Annotated in this window: 22 protein-coding genes; 15 read left to right on the forward strand and 7 right to left on the reverse strand. The window is 55.8% G+C overall.

What is annotated here, in order from left to right:
• From IE156_RS14550 to IE156_RS14565, 4 genes are read left to right on the forward strand one after another with little or no spacing between them, the layout of a single operon-like run.
• Positions 1-1,635 (forward strand): Na+/H+ antiporter, encoded by a 1,635-nt coding sequence (locus tag IE156_RS14550; RefSeq protein WP_189393267.1) that lies wholly within the window; start codon positions 1-3, stop codon positions 1,633-1,635.
• Between the two features lie 41 nt (positions 1,636-1,676).
• A complete protein-coding gene (locus tag IE156_RS14555) occupies positions 1,677-3,149 on the forward strand; it encodes a metal-dependent hydrolase family protein (protein ID WP_189393268.1) in 1,473 nt (490 codons plus the stop codon).
• A gap of 27 nt (positions 3,150-3,176) precedes the next feature.
• Positions 3,177-3,863, forward strand: a complete 687-nt coding sequence (locus tag IE156_RS14560; protein WP_189393269.1) for a MarC family NAAT transporter — start codon at positions 3,177-3,179, stop codon at positions 3,861-3,863.
• 4 nt (positions 3,864-3,867) lie between these two features.
• Positions 3,868-5,352 (forward strand): TolC family protein, encoded by a 1,485-nt coding sequence (locus IE156_RS14565; protein ID WP_189393270.1) that lies wholly within the window; start codon positions 3,868-3,870, stop codon positions 5,350-5,352.
• 27 nt (positions 5,353-5,379) lie between these two features.
• Here IE156_RS14565 and IE156_RS14570 read toward each other — a convergent pair whose 3' ends face one another.
• Positions 5,380-5,781 (reverse strand): hypothetical protein, encoded by a 402-nt coding sequence (locus IE156_RS14570; protein WP_189393271.1) that lies wholly within the window; start codon positions 5,779-5,781, stop codon positions 5,380-5,382.
• 317 nt (positions 5,782-6,098) lie between these two features.
• Positions 6,099-7,232, reverse strand: coding sequence for an aminotransferase class V-fold PLP-dependent enzyme (locus IE156_RS14575; RefSeq protein ID WP_189393272.1), 1,134 nt, complete (start codon positions 7,230-7,232; stop codon positions 6,099-6,101).
• Positions 7,233-7,427: 195 nt separating this feature from the next.
• On the opposite strand from IE156_RS14575, the gene IE156_RS14580 reads away from it, so the two are divergent.
• The 4 genes from IE156_RS14580 (at position 7,428) to IE156_RS14595 (ending at position 12,278) form a co-directional block, all read left to right on the forward strand.
• The gene (locus tag IE156_RS14580; protein WP_189393273.1) at positions 7,428-7,934 is read left to right on the forward strand and encodes an RNA polymerase sigma factor; all 507 of its coding nucleotides are present in this window, start codon (positions 7,428-7,430) and stop codon (positions 7,932-7,934) included.
• A 27-nt stretch (positions 7,935-7,961) separates the two neighbouring features.
• Positions 7,962-8,948, forward strand: coding sequence for a FecR family protein (locus tag IE156_RS14585; RefSeq protein WP_189393274.1), 987 nt, complete (start codon positions 7,962-7,964; stop codon positions 8,946-8,948).
• Positions 8,949-9,127: 179 nt separating this feature from the next.
• On the forward strand, positions 9,128-11,467 hold the full coding sequence (locus IE156_RS14590; RefSeq protein ID WP_229841371.1) for a TonB-dependent siderophore receptor: 2,340 nt from the start codon (positions 9,128-9,130) through the stop codon (positions 11,465-11,467).
• A gap of 142 nt (positions 11,468-11,609) precedes the next feature.
• The gene (locus IE156_RS14595; protein ID WP_189393275.1) at positions 11,610-12,278 is read left to right on the forward strand and encodes a metallophosphoesterase; all 669 of its coding nucleotides are present in this window, start codon (positions 11,610-11,612) and stop codon (positions 12,276-12,278) included.
• 341 nt (positions 12,279-12,619) lie between these two features.
• Here the strand turns inward: IE156_RS14595 and IE156_RS14600 are convergent, their stop codons facing one another.
• From IE156_RS14600 to IE156_RS14615, 4 genes are read right to left on the reverse strand one after another with little or no spacing between them, the layout of a single operon-like run.
• The gene (locus tag IE156_RS14600; RefSeq protein ID WP_189393276.1) at positions 12,620-13,708 is read right to left on the reverse strand and encodes a c-type cytochrome; all 1,089 of its coding nucleotides are present in this window, start codon (positions 13,706-13,708) and stop codon (positions 12,620-12,622) included.
• 21 nt (positions 13,709-13,729) lie between these two features.
• Positions 13,730-14,545: a c-type cytochrome gene (locus IE156_RS14605; protein ID WP_189393277.1), complete on the reverse strand. Its 816-nt coding sequence runs from the start codon at positions 14,543-14,545 to the stop codon at positions 13,730-13,732.
• 8 nt (positions 14,546-14,553) lie between these two features.
• Positions 14,554-15,204, reverse strand: a complete 651-nt coding sequence (locus IE156_RS14610; RefSeq protein ID WP_189393278.1) for a cbb3-type cytochrome c oxidase subunit II — start codon at positions 15,202-15,204, stop codon at positions 14,554-14,556.
• A complete protein-coding gene (locus IE156_RS14615) occupies positions 15,201-16,796 on the reverse strand; it encodes a cbb3-type cytochrome c oxidase subunit I (protein WP_189393279.1) in 1,596 nt (531 codons plus the stop codon). The genes IE156_RS14610 and IE156_RS14615 overlap by 4 nt, the downstream gene beginning before the upstream one ends.
• A gap of 252 nt (positions 16,797-17,048) precedes the next feature.
• Here IE156_RS14615 and IE156_RS14620 point away from each other — a divergent pair, with 252 nt between their 5' ends.
• Together IE156_RS14620 and IE156_RS14625 are read left to right on the forward strand one after the other, a co-directional pair.
• A complete protein-coding gene (locus tag IE156_RS14620; RefSeq protein WP_189393280.1) occupies positions 17,049-17,711 on the forward strand; it encodes a response regulator in 663 nt (220 codons plus the stop codon).
• A 12-nt stretch (positions 17,712-17,723) separates the two neighbouring features.
• Complete coding sequence (locus IE156_RS14625) at positions 17,724-19,082, forward strand: ATP-binding protein (protein ID WP_189393281.1); 1,359 nt, start codon at positions 17,724-17,726, stop codon at positions 19,080-19,082.
• A gap of 165 nt (positions 19,083-19,247) precedes the next feature.
• On the opposite strand, the gene IE156_RS14630 is transcribed toward IE156_RS14625, so the two are convergent.
• Positions 19,248-19,457, reverse strand: coding sequence for a cold-shock protein (locus IE156_RS14630; protein ID WP_189393282.1), 210 nt, complete (start codon positions 19,455-19,457; stop codon positions 19,248-19,250).
• Between the two features lie 371 nt (positions 19,458-19,828).
• On the opposite strand from IE156_RS14630, the gene IE156_RS14635 reads away from it, so the two are divergent.
• From IE156_RS14635 to IE156_RS14655, 5 genes are all read left to right on the forward strand, one after another.
• Complete coding sequence (locus IE156_RS14635; protein WP_189393283.1) at positions 19,829-21,157, forward strand: FAD-dependent oxidoreductase; 1,329 nt, start codon at positions 19,829-19,831, stop codon at positions 21,155-21,157.
• The gene (locus IE156_RS14640) at positions 21,144-21,647 is read left to right on the forward strand and encodes a thiosulfate oxidation carrier protein SoxY (RefSeq protein ID WP_189393284.1); all 504 of its coding nucleotides are present in this window, start codon (positions 21,144-21,146) and stop codon (positions 21,645-21,647) included. Before IE156_RS14635 ends, IE156_RS14640 begins: the two co-directional genes overlap by 14 nt.
• 13 nt (positions 21,648-21,660) lie before the next feature.
• On the forward strand, positions 21,661-21,987 hold the full coding sequence (gene soxZ, locus IE156_RS14645) for a thiosulfate oxidation carrier complex protein SoxZ (protein ID WP_189393285.1): 327 nt from the start codon (positions 21,661-21,663) through the stop codon (positions 21,985-21,987).
• 165 nt (positions 21,988-22,152) lie between these two features.
• On the forward strand, positions 22,153-22,509 hold the full coding sequence (locus IE156_RS14650) for a c-type cytochrome (RefSeq protein WP_189393286.1): 357 nt from the start codon (positions 22,153-22,155) through the stop codon (positions 22,507-22,509).
• A 2-nt stretch (positions 22,510-22,511) separates the two neighbouring features.
• Positions 22,512-23,807, forward strand: a complete 1,296-nt coding sequence (locus IE156_RS14655; RefSeq protein ID WP_189393287.1) for an NAD(P)/FAD-dependent oxidoreductase — start codon at positions 22,512-22,514, stop codon at positions 23,805-23,807.
• Positions 23,808-23,813 lie beyond the last annotated feature (6 nt).

Genomic DNA, 23,813 nt, shown 5'->3' on the forward strand with positions numbered 1-23,813 from the left:
ATGGACGACGTAAACCTTACTTTAAGCATGTTGGCTGCGGTTTTAATCAGCAACAGCCTGGTAAAGATAATACCTATTGCCATCCCTGCCCCTCTAGTACAGATTCTGCTCGGCTTTCTGATTGCGGGTTGGTTCAATCATGGGATGACCCTTAATCCGGATCTGTTCTTTTATCTGTTTCTGCCGCCCTTACTCTTTCTGGACGGCTGGCGCATTTCCAAAGAAAGTTTAATTCGGGATCGGATCGGCATTCTGGTACTGGCTTTTATCCTGGTGTTTTTAACGGTGTTCGGATTAGGTCACGTCCTGCATTGGTTAATTCCTGCCATGCCTTTGCCGGTGGCCTTTGCACTGGCTGCCATTGTTTCGCCCACTGACCCGGTAGCTGTTTCAGCCATTACCCGCCGCGTGCCTCTTCCCCCACGGCTGCAGGCCTTGCTGGAAGGCGAATCACTATTCAATGACGCCAGCGGTTTGGTCGCGTTTCGTCTTGCTGTCGCGCTGGCTCTAGGCGGCTCTTTTTCCGTCACATCGGCCAGCCAGAACTTCCTGTGGTTAACTCTGGCCGGTTTAGCCGTGGGCGTCATGACGACACGCGCCCTGCTGTTGCTGCGCAATCTCTTTGTACGCCGCTGGGGTGAAGAGCCAGGGGCAGAAATCTTGTTCAGCCTGCTGCTGCCCTTTGCTTCCTATTTTCTGGCCGAGCAATTGGAGGCCTCGGGCATTCTGGCCGCTGTCGCTGCGGGCGTCACCATGAGCTATGCCGAGCTCTCGGGCAATGCACTGGCCGCCACCCGTATGCAGCGCAAGACCGTCTGGGACACCGTGCAACTTAGCTTGAATGGCATCATGTTCGTCCTGCTGGGCGAACAACTGCCCGCCATCTTTCGCGGAGCGATAGAGGTCGTTCAGGAAACCGGCCACCACAATCCGGCCTGGCTGCTCGTCTATGCAGTAGCCATGTGTACAACACTGATTCTGCTACGCTTTCTTTGCGTTTACGCTTACCTGTGGCTGCGGCGCGGCCTGTCTCTGGTGGGCTTGCGCCATGATGACGAAACCGCACAAGCCAACCCACGCTTGGTGCTGGTGCTGTCCATTGCAGGGGTACGAGGTGCAGTCACCTTGGCCGGCGTCATGACCTTGCCACTGACCCTGGCCGATGGCAGCCCTTTTCCTGCACGCGACCTGGCCATTTTCCTGGCCTCGGTTGTCATCATCGTCTCCCTGCTGACGGCTAGCCTAGCCTTGCCGCCGCTGATGAAACGCGTGTCTTTCCCTGCCCTGCGTCGCCGTCAGGATCAGGAGGAACGGGCCGAGCAGGCAGTGCGTTATGCCAGCGCCCAATCCGTAGCACAGACGCTTAACGAGCTAATAACACACAATCCCGAGTCTTCAGGCGCTCGTTACACTGCCATGGCCGATCGTGTTCTGAGCAATCTTGCCCACAGCCCTGACGGGGACGGAGTAGATCAGGACCTAGCAGAACAAGCACAGGAAAAAAACATGCAGATCCAAGCTATCCACGCAGCGCGTGAGGCCGTTTACACTCTAGCTCGTACACACCAGATATCCGATGAAATCGCTCGCGAAAGGGTCCGTTTGCTAGACCTGATCGAATTGCGTATGTCTTAAGTCCGCCCTCCTTTCATCTATCCTTGATTTTTCAGGACGCCATGCAGACTTACTCTTACCTGGGCCAATCCCCCGCCCTGCGCCAGCAACGCCAGGCCTACCGCCACGGTTTACCGGCCTGCGTCTGTGCTCATCCTTCCATTCCTTTCATTCACAGGCGCTTGAGCGCGGCAGCCAGCTTCGCTCCAAACGCAGCCCCGGCAGGTGCAGCCTTTCAATCCAATAATGCTTTGGATCAAAAGCCCTTGGCGTTGGCACCCCAATTAATTCTGAGTAACCTGCGCCTATTTGATGGTCAGACGCTGGAATTACAAAAAGGCTTGGCAGTACAGATAGATCAAGGCCGCATTACGGCAGTGATGCCCGTCGCTGAAATCCCGGCCGACGCCACCGTTATGGACTGCCACAACAAAGTCCTGATGCCCGGCCTGATCGACGCGCACTGGCATAGTCTGTTGTGCGCAGTGGATCAGATGACCGCCATGATGGCGGACCCCGCAGACCTGCACTTAATTGCCAGCAAAGAAGCCGAGCGCACCTTGCTGCGCGGCTTTACCACGGTGCGCGATGCCGGTGGCCCCAGCTTCTCCCTGAAACGCGGTATTGATATGGGCTTGCTACACGGCCCACGCATCTACCCCAGCGGGGCCATGATTGCGCAAACAGGTGGTCATGCCGATTTTCGGATGCGCTACGAAGTGCCCCGTGCCGACGGCGAACTAAGCCATACCGAACGTGCTGGCGTCACCTGCATTGCCGATGGTGCCGATCAGGTCCTGCGCCGGGTACGTGAACAGCTCATGCTAGGTGCCAGTCAGATCAAGCTGATGGCCGGGGGCGGGGTCACGTCCTTGTACGACCCGCTGGAAGGCCTGCAATTTAGCGATGCCGAGTTGCGCGCTGCGGTCGGTGCCGCCAACGACTGGGGTACCTACGTGATGGTGCACGTTTACTGCGCCCGTGGCATCCAGCGCGCCATCAAGGCAGGTGTGAAATCCATCGAACACGGACAACTTGCCGACGAAGAAACCGCCCGCATGATGGCAGGCGAAGGCGTGTGGTGGAGCCTGCAGCCCTTTCTGGCCGATGAAGACGCCAACGTTCAACACGACCCACGCAGCAAGGCCAAACAGCAGCAAGTCGCCATCGGAACCGTGCGCGCTTACGAGCTGGCAGATAAATACCAGATCCAGACAGCCTGGGGCACGGACATTCTATTCACCCCGGCTCATCTGCCCCACCATGGCCGTATGCTGTCCAAGCTGACGCGCTTTTACCAGCCGCTCAAGGTGCTGAAAATGGCCACCGGTGACAACGGTCGGCTGCTACAAATGTCCGGCATGCGTCAACCGTATGAAGGCGAGCTTGGCGTCATCCGCCCCGGCGCCTTGGCTGACTTGCTTCTGGTTGATGGCGAACCAGAACAAAGCCTGGATTTTCTGGAGCAGCCCGACCAGAACCTGCTGCTGATCATCAAAGACGGCAAAATTTACAAGAACGCCTTGCCTGCCTAAAAACTCAGCCACCATCAAGGAATGCTCATGACCAATGAAGTGATGCAGTTATTCAAGCTGGTCGGCCTGGGGCTGGCATTTTTGCTCCCCCTGGCCAACCCGCTGACCTCCATGGTGATGTACCTATCTTTAGGCGAGTCCCTTAGCGCCCAAGAGAAAAAGCAGCAACTGCGCCAGGCTACCCTGTATGTGATCGCTGCCTTACTGATCACCTACTACGCTGGCTTGTGGATTACCTCGGCACTGGGCATCTCCATGGTGGATATGCGAATTGCTGGCGGGCTGATCGTGGCCTACATCGGCTTTCGCATGCTGTTCCCACCTGACGTCGCCGAAGTCGTCTCCAAAGCGGCTGATCAAAACACGGCTGCCCATAACAACATCGCCTTTGTGCCGCTAACCTTGCCCTCTACCGTCGGCCCCGGCACCATGGCCCTGGTGATCAGTGCCTCCTCCAAAATGACGACCATGCGTGCGCACTATGCTGAATGGGTGCTGATGGCCGTCCCTGTCATTTTGGCCTTGCTGATCGGTTTGATTTTTTTCATCTGCCTGCGCTCATCGCTCAGCATCGTGCGCGTAATCGGTCATAACGGCGTCGATGCCATCTCGCGCATCATGGGATTTTTACTGGTTTGCATGGCCGTACAGCTCGTCCTGGAAGGCGGACAGCAGTATGCTGCTACGCTGCTGACTCACACTGCCGCGCACTAAATTTATGTCTATGTCTTGCTTGCCTGTCCTGCGTTTCTCCCTGGCCGTGGCCGCCGCTCTTGCGCTGGCCGCCTGTGGGACGCCCAATCGTCATCAGTCCCTGGCGCAGGCCATGCCCGAACAAGATGCAATCGAGCCACCCCAACTGAGCTTGGCAGAGGTCCAAGGCCCCGATCAGAACCAAGCTTTCCCCAGCATCCAGGCCAATCACGAGTACAGCCTGCCTGAACTGATCGATCTGGCCCAACGCCTGAACCCCAGCACCCGTATCGCCTGGGGCGAAGCACAACAAGCCGCAGAAGCTGCCGGCATGATTCAAAGTGCCTATCTGCCGCTGATCTCTGCCAGCATCGTAGGTGGCTACATGCGTAGCGACCGGGACGACAGCGTAAACATTCTGGGCAGAGACATCGATGTGGATTACGACACCCATTTAAGTGGGGCTGTCCCCTCTCTGACCCTGAAATGGCTGCTATTTGACTTTGGTAAGCGGGCGGCCTTGCAAGAAGCTGCCGACAAACTGGCCATGGCCAGCCGCATCACCTTCAGCGGCGTGCATCAAGCCGTGATTGCGGAAGTCTCTATCAACTACTTCAACTACAACTCGGCCCGGCAACGAGAACAAATCTCGGCCCTGGGCCTGAGAAATGCCACCCTGATTGAAGACATTGCCCTGGAGCGACAGCGCAACGGCTTGGGCACGAGTATTGAAGTAGCCCAGGCACGGCAACTGAAAGCCCAAGCCCGTCTGCACCACGTCAACACGCGCACCCTAGCCCACCAGTCTTACCAAACGTTATTGGGCGCCATCGGCCTGTCTCCCGACACCCAGCTACAAGTAGCTGACAGCGCATCCCGCTCCCTGCCCGAAGATCTGGATATCCCTGGCAACGACACCCTGAAAAAGGCCATTGCTCAGCGCGCCGACGTACAGGCTCTGCAAGCTGCCCATCAGGCCAGTCTGGCGGGGATCAATTCAGCCGAAGCCAGCTTCATGCCCAAGCTTGCCCTGATGGGATTCATGTCCAAACGTCTGGGATCCTTAAGCGTGGGCAGCCTGCCTGACATCAGCCCGCAATCCTCTTCCCGTGGAGCCGTGCTGGCCTTAAACATCCCGCTCTACGACGCGGGACTACGCAATAAGCAGGTACGCGAGGCCCAGCTACGCGCCGACACCGCCCGCGAGCGAGTCGCCAAAACCGAGCAGAATGCCTACAAACAGATGATCATCGCTGCCGAGGCGCTTCGTGCAGCACTGGAATCCCATCACGCGGCATCCAGCCTGGTCGAAGCCGCACAGATCACCTACCAAGGTGCACTAGAATCCTACAAAGAAGGGCTGACCGGCATGACCTTGCTGACCGAAGCCCACAGCGGATTACTGGGCGCACAAGAAGCACAAACCATGGCCCATACGGCAGGGCTGGTCGGTTCGGTTAATTTGGCCTTTGCCATGGGTGAACTGAACCAAGCACCTAAACAGCCTTAGTCGGCAGATAGCATCAAGCCAAAACGATCACGGCGCTACAAACTCAGCAACGGGGGCCGAGCTCTTTTCAAAAGGCTCGATAGGTTGTGCCTTAATCGCACACCCCCTGTCCTTGGACAAAACCAGCAAATGGTTATGTCGCTGCCGCAAGGCATTCACCTCCACCTGCTCAGCCTGACTCAAATCCATAAAAAACAAGGGCACCAAAAAGAAGATTCCGGTCACGCCCAATGCCACATTCTTGCCAGCCTTATGCGTATCGGGAATCAAACGCCGAATCTCACCCTCAACAAAACGTAGATCATGCTCTAAGGCCGCACACGACTTGGAGTCATCGCCATATTGCTGAATCGGCACCGGATTAGCCGAGCGCCCTGCACAGCCAGCCAACAAAGCCAATACCACCGCAGCCGCCACAACATTTTTCATTACTCATACCCTTGCTTAAAGTCAGGCCCGGATTACAGCAAGCAAGGGTTTAGCAAAGCGTTTAATCTTGTCTCTCAAAATACCGGACTACATTGCTCCCCCCTGGCAGGAACGTTTTTTAAACCTTTGTTGAGAACCTGAATCATGTACGGGGCAGTCCCAAAAACGTGCCTTTCCCCACAGAACTCCAGGGCTGAGGTTGAGTTCTGATATGGGCTGGCGACGAAGATCTGCATCAGGGCGAAAAAAATCCCAAAAAAAAGGGAGCCCCTCATCAAGGCCCCCCCTCTTGAGCAAACTAAACCGCTCAACAAAGCTTACTGCTGTTCAATCGCATTCAAGGCATTTTCCAAACGCTCTACCGAACGCTCTAGATTATTCAGCTTATCCAAGCCAAACAAACCAATCCGGAACGTCTTGAAATCTGCCGGTTCATCACACTGCAAGGGCACTCCTGACGCCGCCTGCAAGCCCGCTTTGGCAAACTTCGCAGCCGAATGAATCCCCTCATCCGTTGTGTAGCAAACCACCACACCCGGTGCTTCAAAACCCGGTGCAGCCACACTGCGGAAACCGTGCTCGCTTAACAAGGCTCGCACCTTGCGACCCAACTCCAGCTGACGATTGCGAATCCAGTCAAAGCCGAGCGCTTCGGTTTCTGCCATCGCTTCCTGCAAAACCTTTAACGAATCCGTGGGCAAGGTTGCGTGGTAGGCATGGGCACCGTTCTCGTACGTTTCCATAATCTGCAACCACTTGCGCAGATCGCAGGCAAAGCTAGTGCTCGTTGTCGTCTCGATATGCTGACGTGCTCGCTCACTTAACATCACCAAACCGCAACATGCCGAGCCCGTCCAACCTTTTTGCGGAGCGCTGATCAGCACATCCACACCGACCGCCTTCATATCCACCCAAACCGTGCCCGAGGCAATGCAGTCCAGCACAAACAGACCACCCACCGCATGCACTGCATCCGCGACCTGACGCATATAGTCGTCGGGCAACATAATGCCGGACGCTGTTTCCACGTGCGGAGCAAACACCAAAGCCGGTTTTTCAGCCTGAATCGCCGCGACCACTTCTTCGATCGGAGCCGGAGCAAAAGCCGCCTGCTTGCCTTCCTCGATCGGGTGGGCCTTCAGAACCGTGGTGCTGGAAGGAATAGAACCCATGTCAAAAATCTGCGACCAGCGGTAGCTGAACCAGCCATTACGGATCACCATGCATTTGCGATCCGTCGCAAACTGACGGGCCACTGCTTCCATACCAAACGAACCACTACCGGGCACCACAATCGCCGAATGCGCCTGATACACCTGCTTCAAGGTACGGGAGATTTCGCGCATCACCTCTTGGAAGGTCTTGGACATATGGTTCAAGGCGCGGTCGGTGTAGACCACCGAATATTCAAGCAGGCCGTCCGGATCAACGGGAGTGCTGGTTTGAGACATGAAAACCTCGAAATTCAGAGAGAGAAGATATAAAGATCGGTGGATTTTAGACCAAGCCGCTCTGTACGGGCAGCTTGACCACAAGAGCCCCCCGGTCAGAAAATTTTTGAAGGCTTACAGCAACAATGGAAACCTTAATGAGAATTATTGTTATTATTCCGTATTATTTTCCAGTCTGCTCCGCCTGCCCGCCCCATGTCTCACCCTTCCCGTCCCAGAAAAGCCTGGCTCGCTTCCTATAGCGAGCTATTTGGCGTCTGGCGGCGCAAAGCCGAGAGCCGGGAAGACGCAGAAGATGCCATGCATGACACCGTCGTCGGTATGCTCGAAAACAACACGGGAGTCATCGACAACCCACGGGCCTATCTGGCCAGAGGCACCAGCAACCGCTTGGTCAGCCGTCATCGCCATCAAACCGTCTTAACAGTGCTACCACTGGACGAGCTGAGCGATACCGAACATCCTCGCCAAGCGGGTGCCGACAGCAGTGCACAATTTGAGCAACTGGCGGATGCTTTGGTCACCGCCTTGGCCGACCTGCCGCCAAAATGCCGAGAGGTTTACATCAAGCACCGTCTGGAAGGGTGGACACATACTGAAATCGCCCAGGACATGGGCCTTTCCCGCAGCATGGTGGAAAAATACATGACTCGCGCCTTGCGTCACATCCATGAACGGCTGCACCATTACGTACCTGACTGACGCCATGCCGTACATAAAGCCCGCGCAATGACCTGCCCTACTGCCTCCGACGATCTGGATCACCCTAGCGATGCCGCTCATTGGTTCGCCCGTATGCAATCGGGGGAAGCCAGCGAGCAGGATCATCAGGCCTTCCGAGCCTGGCGGGACGCTTCACCAGAAAACGCACGCCGCTATCGGGAAGTCGAGTATCTATGGCGCGCCACCCAGGCTGTACCAGATAAACGCCTGCGTAGCCTGCTGCCCGACTCTCCGGTGCCTGCACCATCCGCAAAACGTCGTTATCTGACCTTGGGTTTGGGGGCACTGGGCGTACTGGCCCTGACCGCCGGAACCTTGCATCAATCTGGATGGTTGGACTCAGCCCAAGAAACCGTGCAGCTCGTCACCGCCAAAGGCGAACGCCGACAGATCAAGTTGCCCGACGGCTCCATCGTGGACCTGAATACCGACACCATTGCTCATGCTCGTCTGTCTGTAGACCGACGTGAAGTTGAACTGATTCAGGGCGAAGTCTTTTTTTCCGTTGAGCATTACCAAACCCTCCCCTTTGTCGTGCACACAGACTTGGGGACGATTACCGTTACGGGCACTCGTTTTAACGTGCGACGCGAAGCAGACAGCGTTCTGGTCAGTGTTCAATCCGGTTCGGTGAAAGTGCAGTCCGGGCCGTGGTGGCGTCGACAAGAACGTCTGTTAGGTGCTCAACAGCAGGTTCTTTTGCGGCAGGGCACCGAACCCAGCCCCGTACAAACTGCCGATGTAGAAAGCCTGACGGCCTGGCAACGCGGCAAAATAATTTTCAGAAACACCCCTCTGGAGACGGTCGTGCAGGAAATGGCCCGCTATCTCCCGCAGACCTTAAATCTGGACGCCCCGGCTCTGCGCCAGCACCGTATTTCCGGGGTCTTCGACATTGATCAGCCCGAGACCGTCATCAAGGCCCTGCCGGCTATTGCACCGATCCGCATTCAACGCGATGCGGCTGGCGTGCTGCACATCGTGGCACGCTAAAACACGGCCCTCGCGCCTGTTACAAAATAATCATGATTCTCATTCCGGTGATTCGCCACCTTGCGCGTCTAGGTAGTTGAAGGGGGCTGCCCATATTACGGCAGCCTCTTGAGTACCTTTGGCCAAAGGCTTGGCGCGCTTACCGCGCGAGACATACTTTCATTGGAAAACGTAGGATCGTGAGCCCTTTTACCCCACGTCGTCGCAGCTCACCCCTTTTGCGGGTGAATCTGAGTGCCTTGACCCTGAGTTTGAGCTTGGCCTTTAGCCTGGCTCCTACTGCTGCACTGGCCCAACAAACCGTCTCTATTCAAATCCAGGCCCAGCCCTTGGGTGACGCCTTGCTGCAATTGGGCGAACAAACCTCTTTGCAGATTTTCTTCTCTCAAGATGTCGTCGCTGGTCGTCACGCCCCCGCCATCTCCGGCCGTCTGGCACCCGAACAAGCCTTGCGCCAACTCTTACACGGTAGCGGTATCAACTACGCCAAAGACGGCAATACGATTACCTTGTCCGCAGGTGTGGCCCAGCTTACCCCCGTCACCATTCGACGCGCGCCCACAGACACCTCGGACAGCTATACGGCCTTGAGGAGCCGCAGTGGCAAGCTGGACACACCCTTGATCGAGACTCCTCGTTCAATCTCTATCGTCACGCAAAAACAGCTCAAAATTCTGGCGCCGCAGAGTATTGAGCGTGCCCTGGCCTATACCCCCGGTGTGCAAACTGATGTTTCCGGCTCTGGCGACCTGCGTATGAGCGGCGCGGTGATACGTGGTTTTAGTGATGGCAGTGCCTATTACAAGGATGGTTTGAAGCAGCTTTCAGCCGGAACCTATGGTTCCTGGAACGACGATATGGACAGCCTGGATAGCATCGAAGTGCTGAAAGGCCCCGCCTCGGTGCTGTATGGTCAGGGTCGTCCCGGCGGCGTGGTCAATGTGGTGTCTAAACGCCCCACTGCGGATCACGTTAACAGTCTGGGCCTGGGCTATGGCAGCTATCAGCGTCGTCAATTAACGGCGGATATAGGCGGAGCCTTGAACGACGATCAGTCCTTGCTGTATCGACTGAATTTTTCTGGCCGCAAAAGCCATGGACGCACCATAGACTCACGCGACGACCGCATCTCGGTGTCCCCTTCCCTTCTCTGGAAACTTTCCGACCGTACCAGCCTGACGCTATTGGGTTCGTATTCGAAAGAGCGCGGCACCCCAAAGTCCTGGTGGCCTAACCTGTTCTATTACCCAGAAGTAACTGACTTACCGCTCAAGCGCACGGCCGGCGACCCCGCCTTTGATTACTTCAATCGCGACACCAAGGCTATCGGCTACGCTCTGGAGCATGACACCGAGAGTGGCTGGCGTTTGCGTCAAAACCTGCGCTATTCAGAAATCGACATTGATTACCGCCACATCTATGCCATGGCGGTTTTGGCCGACCAACGCAGCGTCTCGCGGGCGAGTCTGGCTCAAGAAACTAAAGGTCGAACTTTCACCGTAGACAGCCGCGCAGGCAAAGATTTCAACTGGGGCGCGGTCGAGCACACGCTGGAGTTCGGGGTGGATTATCTGCGCTACAAAGAAAACGACGGTTTAGGCTTTGGCTGGAACGTGCCCGATCTGGATATGCTGAACCCAGTTTATGGGCTGTCGATTGCACCACCTGAGATGGACTACTCCGAGCGAGACCTGAAGCAAACCGGTGTGTATATGCTGAACCAGCTCAAATGGGATCAATGGATTGCCAATGTCAGCTTACGTCATGACACCGCTCGCATCGTACAAAGTAGCGCGACCCAACCCCGCATGACTGACCGCGCCACTACCGGCAGCGCGGGTTTGCTGTATCTGTTTGACAATGGTGTGGCCCCTTACATCAGCTACTCCACAGCCTTTGATCCAACAACGGGCCGGGCCGCAGATGGCACGGCATTCAAGCCACGCGAGGGTAAGCAATACGAAGCCGGGGTGAAGTATCAGCCGCCAGGTACCGATGCCTTGATTACCGCTGCCGTGTTTGATCTGCGCCAGACAAATGTCACCACGCCCGACCCAAGCTTCCCTCGTTTCAGCGTCCAGACGGGCGAAGTGCGATCCACGGGTATTGAGCTGGAGGCCAAGCTGCCTATCACCTCTGAATTGAACGTGATGGCGGGCTATACCTATCTGGACCCACGAACTACACAGAGCGAACGTCCGGCGGAGATTGATAGGCAGACGCTGCAAACAGCGCGTCAAACCGCCAGTCTGTGGCTGGACTATCGACCACAACAGATTCAGGGCTTGATGTTGGGAGCGGGTGTTCGTTATCGGGGCAAGTCGCCAAATGACGTACGACCTGATGGCAGTCTGAACTACAACCCGTCCTTCACGCTGGCGGACATGGCGATTGCCTATGAGACCTCTCGCTACCGGGTGGCCTTGAACGTAAACAATGTGTTCAACAAGAAGTATTACACCGGCCAGTTCCGTGGCATGGAGCGGGAAGTGATGCTGAACATGAATTTGTATTGGTAATGCTGTTTTGTATGGAGATATCTTGCTCAGCAAGTAAGGCTTCCTCTGACTGAGTGTAGCGGTAGGCCGCGTCTTTCTTGACTCGGCCTGCTGCTCTGAGTACCGTGATGAGCACGTTTCACCTCGTCTGGGTTTATTCATCATGCAGGTAGCACACTTTAGCCAAAACACCTTGGGGCGCGATATTGCCGTAGGCGATATCCACGGTTGTTTCACCAAGCTGAAAGCGTCGTTGAAACGGATTCGTTTTGATGCGTCCAAGGACCGGCTTTTTTCGGTGGGTGATCTGGTGGATCGTGGGCCTGAATCCCATCATGTTTTGCAGTGGCTGGATCTGCCCTGGTTTCATGCGATTTGTGGCAATCATGAGGAGCTGACCTGGCGGCGGGCAATTGGGCAGCCTATTCAAGAGGTCGACCATCGAGTGCATGGTGGACTCTGGTTGGATGACTGCACTTCTGACGAACAAGAACTTATTGCCCAACGTCTGCAAGCCCTGCCTCTGGCGATAGAAATTGAAACGCCACTAGGTTTGGTCGGCATGGTGCATGCCGACTTTCCTTATGATGATTGGCAGCATATTTATTCCGATCGCTTCGATGCTCATGACCGCCATGTATGCATGTGGTCCAGGGATCGCTACGTCACTGGCTACGATGGCATGGTGAACAATATTCGGGCTTTGGTACATGGTCATCAAACCACACACAAGATGCGGCAGCTGGGAAATGTGTTTTTCATCGATACCGGGGGATGGCTAGATGATCGACACTTCACTCTGCTGGATTTGAAGCGTTTGGTGGCTTTGTAGATTAGGACTGTTTGTCTCTTAGTAACTGTTGAGAGATATAGAGAGTTTCTTTGCAGACACAAGTCTCTGGAAAAGCGCCAGTTCAGTCTCTGTGGGGGTGCCGGGGCTGAGCACTGGCCGGCGCTGCGCACCGGCAAGGGGCCAGCCCAGAGGACAGCCCCCCGGCCCAGACCGGCGTTTTCACGGGACACGATCTAAACCTGTAGCCCTTGCCCCATATCTCAAGCGGCAGCGATTATCACTGCTAACAACAACATACAAAGTCAAAACAAAACCGCCCCAGTTCCCAAAAGAAACCGAGGCGATCTCATCTTCAAACAAACGGCAAAACGGCCAAAGGCTTACTTCTCCACGCCCCCACCCACAATCACGCCGTTCACATCCTTACCGTAATAACTTTCCTCACCATCGTGGAACTCCACACGAGCCTCCTCAACCGTGCCCTTCTGACGCGCATCCTTAGGACGCTCATGGCTGTTGATATAAGCCGCCACATCCCACGCATCCTGATCCGACAAAGAAAACGGTTTACCCAAAGGCATATTGGCCTTGATGAAACCCGCTGCCGTATCAATACGCGCCATGCCAGCCCCCCAGTTATAGGAATTAGCACCCCATAAAGGCGGGAACACAACATCACTTTCCGCGTCCTTCTGCCCCTGACCATCTACCGCATGACAGAGCACACAGTTGTTGGCGTAAACCTCTTTACCACGCGCAAGGTCATAACCCAGCTCCGTCTTCTTAACCTTGGGGAAACCTGCACCCGGCAACTTCTGCCCCGTCGGCGCACCATCCGACATCCAATACATATACGTCATCAAATCACGATACACATCGCTGCCAGCCGGAGGAGCAATCCCTGAAGAGGACGCCTGCGCATTCATGGAAAAAGTAAAACAGCCAATAATGCGATCTTCCAGCGTGCTGATAGCCTTGGTCTTGGCTCGATACGCCGGGTAGCTGACATAAGCCCCCCACATAGGCGCAGAATGCTCACGACGGCCACCATCCAAGTGACAGTTCACACACGCCAACGTATTGCCCACATGATCCGATACCGTAGTCGACGTTTCCATAAAGATCGTTTGACCCCGACGAATCGCCTCACCATACGGCGTATCCGGAATGCTGCTCTCGGGTGGCGGCACAAAATAACCATCCGCCCCCACTGGCACACCCGCCGCAACCGCCTTCTTGTCCTTGCTCTGAACCTTACGGTCCGCTTCCATCGCCTCGCGACTATAAGCAGCCGTACCGATCTGCGTCGTCGCCTGATCGGACGAACTCAAGGAAAAGGACAACCAGCCCTTGGAATTCAAACCATAACCAATAGCAAAAAGCAGCACACCAATACCGGCCCCCCAGGCCAGTCTGCGCCCACCCGACATAGTGGACTTGCTGCGACCATTTTTTTGAGTGTCTTTCATAGGAAGCTCTCTGTTCTGATCTTATTTCGCCTGCTTGCCATGAGCTGGCAGCGAGGCGGCGTAGTAGGAAACCGCATACAAGTCCTCGTAGGACAAGCGCGTGGCGATGTCATCCATCAGACCTTGTGGTGAGTTGTGACGATGCCCCCCCTTCCAGGCCGACAGCTGGCTAAACAGGTACTCCGCCTGCTGAGCCGCTAAAGGAGGGAAGGACGTACCGACGCCCTCGCCCTGACTGCCATGGCAGCTGATACATGCAGGCACGTTCTGCTTCCAATCCCCTTTATGAAACAGCACCTCGCCACGGGCCAGACTCGCTTCCGAGCTGGGCACATTGATGGCGGGTACAGGCAACTTGGCGTAATAAGCTGCCAGCTCTTTCATATCGTTGGGCTGCAAACCGCGAGACACGTATTGCATGGACTCGTTCAGACGAGTGCCTTTGGCAAAGTCTTCCAACTGCTTGAGCAAATAGGCCTCAGGCATACCCGCCAGGCGAGGCGTGATGCCAGCGCCTTCACCCGCTTCACCGTGACAGGAAGCACAGCTCCAGACACTACCCTGCCCCGAATGCACCAGCACAGGAGCATCTTTCAGCGCGGGGATAGCAGGTACCACGGGCGTTCCACCCGCATTGACGTTGACGATAGCAGCGGTAGGCTCATCCGCTGCCGCATGCGGAGCCAGATCGTGCAGATACAGCCCTACCCCTGCCAAGGCTAAGGCCACTAACACCGCCAGCAGGAAAATCGGAATGGGACGCGGCGGCTCCCAAGGCTCGAAAGTAGGGTCAATGTTCTCGACCTGAGGCGAACTAGAATCTTTTTCCATTGTCATGACTTGTCCTATTTAGCGCTCGAACCCGTCGAGGCCTCTGTGGGGCGACGATCGTAGCCACGGTCACGTTTATCAAGCTCCTGGGCGCTGGTTTCGTAAGTACGATCCAAGGCCAGCAGGTACTCCACCAAATCTAGGGCTTCCTTACGGGCAACCACATGCTTGCCCGCAGGCTGCAGAGACTCTGGCAAACGCACCACCACATCGCCCTCGGCAATCTGGTCTTTCAGCTCGAACATATAGGGATAGGACGGCATCAGGCTCCAGTCAAAAATGGCTCGAGGCTGATACAGATGAGTCAAGTGCCAGTCACGACTTTTCATGCGCGCGCCAACGTTGAACAGGTCGGGGCCGGTACGCATGGTGCCCAGCAAATGGGGCGAATCGTAAAAGTAATCACCCGGAGTGGACGCACGGCCCCAGCCACGCGCCGTATCAAACAAGGTTTGACCGGTAGAGCGCGGCTGTTGGCTATGACAGTACAAACAGCCATTGGCCACGTACTCGTCACGTCCCAACAATTGCTGAGCGGTATAAGGTTTCAATTGCTCCGGCGGCTCCGACGTACGCAATTGCCAAGCTGGCAAAATCACCAGCATCAAGGTCGCCAGCAGCAGAACGCCGATGGCCCCGATTAGTAAAGGTAAGAGTCGATTCATGACGCATCTGCCCGAGCAAGTGTAGGAGTCGCAGTAATGGCGGATTCTTTACGCAGCAAGAGCAAGGCAAAGTGAGCCGCAAAAACGAAGTGGCCCAAAGTCATCATGGTGCCGCCAATGGAGCGTGCTTCCAGATACGGAACCATCTTGCGAGTGATCTCGCCAAAACTTGAACCAGGGTCCATCAAGCCCATGCCTTGCACCACACCGGCAATGCTCAAGGCCAGCACGTAGATCGTGAAGCCAGCAGTCACCAGCCAGAAGTGGGTTTTGATCAAGGCTGGGAAGGGCCAGCGACGTCCCAGAATGTGCGGCATCATGTAGTACAGCGTGCCAAACATCACCATGGACACAAAACCGTAAGCACCCAGGTGGGCGTGGCCCACCGTGTAATGGGTAAAGTGCGTCACCGAGTTCACCGAACGGATCGCTTCCAGCGAGCCCTGGAAGGACGACAGCGTATACATCAGCGCGCCAATCCAGACGAATCGCAGCGCCATGGACTGTTTGAAGGCCCACAGATTCTGGGCAACGGTTACGTGCTGGTTAATAGCGACGGCAATCACCGGTACAAACATCATGATGCTGTGCACCACAGACAAGGTAACCGCCCAGGTAGGAACCGGACCACCCATCAAATGGTGAATACCAACCTGACTGTAGAACAGCGCCAGACTCCAAAAACCCAGCAAGGACACGTTGTAGGAATACACCGGCTTGCCAATGATTTTCGGGATGATGTAGTAGGCCGCGCCTACCCCCATCGGGGTCAGCCACAGGCCCAGCACGTTATGGGCAAACCACCAGTTCACGGTGGCTTGCTGGGCACCAATGTGCAGGCCAGGAATGTTGGATACCAGGAACAAGAAAGGAAACCACACCATGCCGGCCAGGAAGTACCATCCCGACACATAAATATGGCGCGACTTGCGATTAGCAGCGGTTTCAATGGCGGGCCAAGCCAGGAAAAAGCCGCCTACTGCCAGCATAATGTCGATCTGCCAGGGGAACTCCAGCCACTCGATCCCATCGGACCAGCCATTGGCGACAGCAATCGTGCCGCACAAGACACCCAGCGTCCACAGCGTAGCGCCGACGTACACCATATTGGGGCGTCGCAAGGGCGTATGGAAAATACGCGGCAACAACCACAAGGCCACACCGATCCCGGTTACCGATAACCAGCCGTACGCCACAATATTCAGATGCAAAGTACGTGCACGGCCAAAGGTCACTTGCGCCACATCGGCCAACCAATCAGGCCAATGCAGTTTCAGCGAGGCCATCACGCCGAATACCGAACCGATCAGCAACCAGGTAATCCCGACCGTAACCAGGAGCAGAACCGGACCGCGACCACTGCGGTCAATGCCTGCACGCAAAACGTCAAAATGGTGTGTATGTGCCTCGTTCTCCCCTCCAAAGGAAGCACTATCGTCAGGCTGGCCAAGCTCACCTTTCATGAAGATGGTCTCAGCTTCGTTTTTGCCCACGAAAATCAGCTTGTTTGCCACGGCCCAGACAAGAATGCCCAGTGCCACCAAAGAGGCGACAAAACTGGTCGCCAGTAATATTCCTAATATAGGAGTCATGTGAGTAAGTGCCCGATATCTGTCATGCGGCTAAGCCTAAAGAAACGTCATTGCCCAAGCCGGTTTTATTAAAAAAGTAAGTACCGAGGTAAAAATGCAATGCAATCTACATCACAGTAGAGGATCAGGATTAAGGGCAAATTAAGAGAACTTTCCCTCTCTCCCCTGACCTCAAGGCTGCTAACATAAACGCTCAAACGTAATAAACATCAGGCTTTCAGTACGCAAGCCGGCATCGCCTAGGGGGGGGAAATGCACGTTTTACTCGTTGAAGATGATGCGCTTGTCGCCAGTGGGATTGTGGCGGGCCTACGACTGCACGGACTGACTGTCGATCATGTGGGCACCGCCAGCCTGGCTGACACAGCCTTGCTGTCCTCGCACTTTGATGTCTGTATTCTGGATCTGGGCCTGCCCGATCAGGACGGGCTCACGCTACTTCGCCGCTGGCGTGAGCAAGGCCGCAAACTGCCTATTTTGATTTTGACGGCCCGTGATGCCCTGCACCACCGGGTCGAGGGGCTGCTAGGCGGGGGCGATGATTACGTCATCAAACCCTTTGATCTGGACGAACTGCTGGCACGCCTGCATGTGCTGACTCGCCGTTTGGCCGGGCATGAAACCGACTGTATTGAATATGGACGGCTGAGTTTCTGTGCATCCACTGGTCATGTCACCCTGGATGGCAAACCTGTCAGTCTGGCCCGCCGCGAGCTCTCTTTGCTGCGCGCCCTGCTCACCAAACCCCATGCAATTTTAAGTGCCGAGCAATTGTGCGACAGCGTCTATGGCTACGACCAGGACCTGGAGAGCAATGCCATCAATGTGCACATCTACCATTTGCGCCGCAAACTGGGCAGCCAGATTGTCGAGACCGTACGCGGTCTAGGCTACAAGCTGGGACCTGCCGGTTAGGTATGTGACGTCATGAGCTTACGCCTTAGATTGCTACTGATTATCGGCATTTCCCTGACGGTGCTCTGGAGCGCCGTCGCCACGTGGATGCTGATGGATGCACGTCAGTCTTTGCGCGAAGCACTAGATAGTCGACTGGCCGCCTCGGCCCGTATGGTGGCCGGTCTGGTCGCCCAATTTCCGAACTTACAGGAGCTGGCTCAATCCGCCGAACGGCCGTTAGACATCATTGCCCGCGATGGTGTGGCCTGCGAAATCAGCGTGGTGCGTAGCGAAGTCGAAATCCAGGCGGTCAGCCGCACCGCAGGCAGCCCGGATATGTCACAAGTAGCCTTGGGCTTTGGCACGCATATGCACGGCGGCAAGCGCTGGCGCACCTTTGTCTTGCGTGAGGGCCATATCCAGATCGCCGCAGCTGACAGTATCGAGCTGCGTGAATCGCTGGTTCGGGGAATCATGATCTCGGCCGGCCTGCCTTTTGTCGTCGCCCTGTTTGGCAGCTTGCTGCTGTTATGGGTAGGGATTACACACGGTTTGGCCCCCTTGGAGCGCATTCGGGATCTGCTGTCCCGCCGCCGTCCTGGCGACGATAGCCCTTTGCCTAAAGTCAAAGCCCCGGTTGAGCTGCAGCCCTTGCTGCGTACCATCGAGGAGCTGCTGGAACGGCAGCAAGCCGCCATCATGCGCGAGCGCCGTTTCACCGATAGCGCTGCCCACGAACTACGCACCCCGCTAACCGGCATCAAAACCCATATTCAGGTGGCTCATCTGGCCGCACAACGCCCAGGTGAGCGCAACACCCTGGATGCCGCCTTGAGTCAGGCGGATCAAGGGGTACAACAACTGCAAAACATTCTGCAACGGCTGCTGGAACTGGCCCGCCTGGATGGTCAAAGCGCCAGAGCGGAAAGTAGTCAGGCCGATGAAGCCGTCTATGCCGCCCTGCATGCGCTCAAAGCGATCTACGGCGACACTATTGATCAGATCACGCTGGATATACGTAGCAAACCCGGCCCGGTGCAGATTGAAAAATCCCTGCTGACCGTGGCGGTGCAAAACCTGATTGATAATGCCCTGCGCTATACCCAGGCCCTGCAGCCGATCAGCCTGCGCATTGAAGCGGGCGAGCCGGGTTATTTGCGCATCAGTGTGCTTGATCACGGCCCTGGTCTCAGCGAGAGCGAACGCGATCTGGCCATGAGCCGCTTCTGGCGCGGTTCACAACAACAAGCAGGCTACGGGCTGGGGCTGTCTATAGTGAATGCAATTGCCACCCAGCACGGTGGCATGCTGGAACTGCTGAATCGTCAAAGTGGTGGTTTGGAAGCAAGACTGACCTTGCTGCTGGCTGACCTAACCGTCCAACCCTAGCTAGGTTTTATCTCTGGCGGTTGTGGTCGTCAGTGTGCCGGCACAATCTGCCTCAACCACAGCTCAGCCTCAAATTACGAACAAAAAAAAAGCCGGTCCCCATATTTCATGGGGTCCGGCCTTTCTATTTTGATGCTGTGCTTGCCTAGTCAGGCAAGCCAATCATCAAAGAATTTGGATCTTAGTTGCGCATGGGCCTTTCTGGCCTGCACCTTCAACGAAGGAAACACGTTGGTTCTCTTCCAGAGTTTTGAACCCGGTGCCCTGAATTTCACTGTGGTGTGCGAAGAGATCCTTGCCGCCATTCTCCGGCATGATGAAACCGAAGCCTTTTTCGCTGTTGAACCACTTCACAATACCAATTTCTGTCTTCAAAATATATCCTAGATGTAATGTCTATCAGGGAAAAAAGTATCCCTTCAAGAACTATCGCCTGATTACGCCCATAAAGATAGCTCTATTACGATTTTATTTTAAAAAAAAGGGAATTTTGTTGTTTCTTGATCCTAAAACCGCCCTTTTCTCCTCTGTCTCCACCCTGATCCAGCCCTCTACAAGGTGTTGATGCCAGTATCAAAACCAGATATGCCGGCTAGCCCCTAGCCCGTGTTCGAGTCTTGAGAAAGTACCCGCCGCCTATAAAAATCCCCACGCAATCAAAGCACTCTTGGCTATACTGGCTCGCACTACGCGGTCTACCTAGCCTGATTGACGTGTGTCATGTCATGATCACGAGGAGCACAACAATGAATCGTAGAAACTTCATGCTGGCCACCCCAGCCGCTGCACTGGGAACCCTGATTCTTCCTACCGCCAGCCTGTCAGCCCCCGCCATTATTACCAACACCAGCCAGATTCTGCCCCGCCACACCAAGGGGCCACGCATTGTTATTTGCGGTGGCGGTTGGGGAGGTATGACAGCCGCCAAATACCTGTCCAAACTAGTGCCCCAGGCACAAGTGGTGCTGATCGAGCGCAATCCCACTTTCTGGTCGGGGCCCATGAGCAATAAGTGGCTGATTGATATCGTTAATACCGATTTCCTGAACCACGACATGCTCGCGCCCTCAATCAAGTATGGCTACAGCCTGGTGCATGCCGAAGTCACCGCCATCGAGCGGGACAAGAAAACCGTACGCACCACACAAGGCGCACTGGAATACGATTACCTGATTCTGTCCGGCGGCATACGCAATGCTTACGATGCCTGGTTTGGCAATGACACCTATGCGGCTGAATACACCCGCCAGCACTTCCCCAATGCCTACATCCCGAATGCAGAGATGTTCGCCTTAAAGAACAAGCTGAAGGCCTTCAAAGGCGGCACTATTGTCATGACACTGCCGCCCCCACCGCACCGCTGCCCGCCCTCGCCTTACGAGCGCGCCTGTCTGATGGCCTGGCATATCAAGACCAACAAGATTCCAGGCAAAATTATTATTCTGGACCCCAAACCCACCATTGGGCCGATTGGTGAAGGCTACCGCGCAGCCTTCCAGGAGCTGTACCCGGACATCATCACCCACGTGCCCAATGCCCGTGTACGTGAAGTTGATCCCTTCAAGAAACACATCAAGACCACAGCCGGCGACTTTGATTTTGACGACGCGGTACTGATGCCGCCTCATCAGGCCGCTGATATGGTCTGGAACGCCGGTTTGGTCGGCACGGGCACGGATGGCAAACCCACGGGCTGGGCCAATATTGATCCGCGCCTTTTCACCGCCAAGGACGATGACAATGTCTATGTGGTGGGTGACTCCATGGGCTTTATTTCCGACCAATTCGGCCACTACCCCAAGAGTGCGCACGTCGCGCACGCCGTTGCCAAGATCGTTTCCCAGAATCTGGCCGAACGTATCGCAGGCAAAGAAGTGGTGCCTGTCCTGCCCGATAACCTGTGCTACATGATGGTCAACGGGGACCCGCAAGAAGAAATCTCGGTCAAATTTGAATACGAGCTGGACGCAAGCGGTAAGGTTCTGCAAACGCAGATTGATATGGACGTCCGTACCCCCGACCTTGTTAAAGAAGACTTCCAGTGGATCGAGAGCCGTTTCAATGACTTCCTCTAAACTTCCTTCCCGTTTTGTCCGCCGCCGCCAGCTGTTGCTGGGCAGTGCGGCTGGACTAAGCGTCAGCTTCCTGCCCATTAAGTTGCAAGCGCAAACCGCCTTTGACCAGCTACTGAAGCCCGCCTCCGCCGCGCAGGTGCAAGCGCTTGTGGACGAGTTCCTGAAAGGAGCCACCCCGCAAGAAAAAGGCCTGAAACTGGGCATGCCGGCACTGGGCGACAACCCTGCTGCAGTGCCTGTGAAGGTGGTACTGGATATGCCGCTTAAGGACGATGTGTATTGCCAGGAGCTGATCATTCTGGCCCAGGGAAACCCGCATCCACTGGCCTGCCGTTTCACCTTCACGGCCTTGGCAGGTACCACTGAAGTGGCTGTACGCCTGCGTCTGATCGAAACCCAAACCATTCGTGCCCTGGCACGCTTAAGCGATGGCCAAGTCCTGAGCGCCCAGCATCACATCACCGTGACCGCTGGCGGCTGCGGCATGTAATCAAGGGGCACCCATGAGTAAACCACGTATCTGGATCAGCAATGCCAAGCCCAAAACGGGCGAGTTGGTGCGCGTGCGCGCCCTGGTCGAGCACCGCATGGAAAGCGGTCTGCGTTTGAATAAAGAAGGCCAGGCGGTTCCTCGCAACATCATCCACGACTTCAAAGCCACCTTTAACGGTGAGCCTTTGTTCAACTGGCAGCCGGAAACCGCGATTTCGCAAAACCCCTATATCGAATTTACCTTTGTCGCGCGGCAATCCGGCGCTCTGGAAATGAGCTGGACGGACGATCAAGGCAGCATCATCAATGGCCAGACCGAACTGACGATCCAGGACTGATTCAAGTCCGCATTCACAGCCGATCACCCAACCCGCAGCTTCAGCGCCCACTTTGGGCGCTGAGTTCATAACAGCGTTCTATATAGTCATACTGGGCGGGCTTAAGGGTAATGCTACGCTGAGCGTCCTTTCCTACAACGATGCACATTGACAAGAAGAATGCCCATGTCCCTCTCTCTCGTAGGTCGTCTCCTGATTGCCCCTGCCGTGTTGGCGGCCAGCAGTGCCGCCGCACCGCTATGGGCCAGTTCCACGACGCTGGATATCAAGGTTGTAGCCAGCTCCTGTGCGAACTGTCACGGCCCGGACGGGCGTTCCACGACCATTATTCCCTCACTGGCTGGCCGCCCTGAAGCGGCTTTGCTGGAACAACTGCGCGCCTTTGCCTCGGAAACACCACCTGCTGGCACCACCATCATGAGCCGTCTGGTCAAAGGCTACCAGGACGCGGATCTGGAAGCCCTGGCCCGTTATTTCTCTGAAGTTTCCCCCACCCCTCGCAGCGCTGTGCAAGGACGTTAAGAATGAGCACCCCCTTGAACTCTTCCCGTCGTGAATGGCTAAGCCGTGTCGGTAAAACCGGTGTCGCCGGTTTGGCCTTGAGCACCTTGCCCGTCTATGCACGTAGCAGCACTGCCCATGTGATTGTGGTCGGTGGCGGCTTTGGTGGTGCGACCGCTGCCCGTTATTTGAAGCGCGGTGATCCGTCCCTGAAAGTGACGCTGATTGAACCCGCCCAAACCTTCTACACCTGCCCGTTCACCAATCTGTATCTGGCTGGGCTACGCCGTTTTGAACAGCAAGGCCACGGCTTTGACGATTTGCGTGCTGCCGGTATTGACGTAATTCACGACCTTGCCACCGCAGTCGATTCCCAGGCCAAAACAGTGACGCTGGCCAAAGGCCAGAAGCTGTCGTACGACAAGCTGCTGCTCTCGCCCGGCATTGATTTTCGCTGGAACACATTAGAAGGCTATGACGAGGCCGCTTCCTTGCTGGCTCCGCACGCCTGGAAAGCCGGTGATCAAACCCGTCTGCTGAAAAGCCAATTGGACGCCATGCCCGATGGCGGCACCTTCATTATGGTGGCCCCTGAAAATCCCTTCCGCTGCCCGCCCGGCCCCTACGAGCGCGCCAGCATGGTGGCCCACTACTTCAAGCAAAACAAACCCAAATCCAAGATTCTGATTCTGGATGCCAAGGACAACTTCTCCAAACAAGGCTTGTTCCAGGACGGTTGGAAGCAAGTTTATGGCGACATGATCGAATGGGTACCCTTCTCCAAAGACGGCAAAGTTACCCGCGTAGATGCCGCTAAACTCAGCGTAGAAACCGAGTTTGGCGAGATTCATAAGGCCAATGTGCTGAACGTCATTCCGCCTCAAAAAGCCGGAGCAATTGCCGAGCAAGCCGGCGTCACCAACGCTAGCGGTTGGGTACCGATTGACCCGCACACGTTTGAGTCCGAGCAGGTCAAGGACATCTATGTGGTGGGGGATGCGACCATTGCTTCGCCCATGCCCAAGTCGGGTTTTTCGGCCAACACACAAGCCAAGCTGGCAGCCGCCTCCATCATTAATGCACTCAGCGGCAAGCCCACGCCACAGGCCACACTGAGCAATACCTGCTACAGTTTGATCGCCCCCGACTACGGCATTTCCGTGGGGCATTTATATGCCTTTGCCGACGACAAACTGGCTGAAGCATCCGGCGGGGTCAGCCCCAAAGAAGCCAGTGCGGCGTTCCGCAAGCAGGAAGCCCAATATGGCGAAGCCTGGTATGCCGCCATCAGCCGGGACATCTGGGGCACCAAAGGCTAAATCTAT

The organism is Alcaligenes pakistanensis (assembly GCF_014652815.1).
Taxonomy (GTDB): Bacteria; Pseudomonadota; Gammaproteobacteria; order Burkholderiales; family Burkholderiaceae_B; genus Alcaligenes; species Alcaligenes pakistanensis.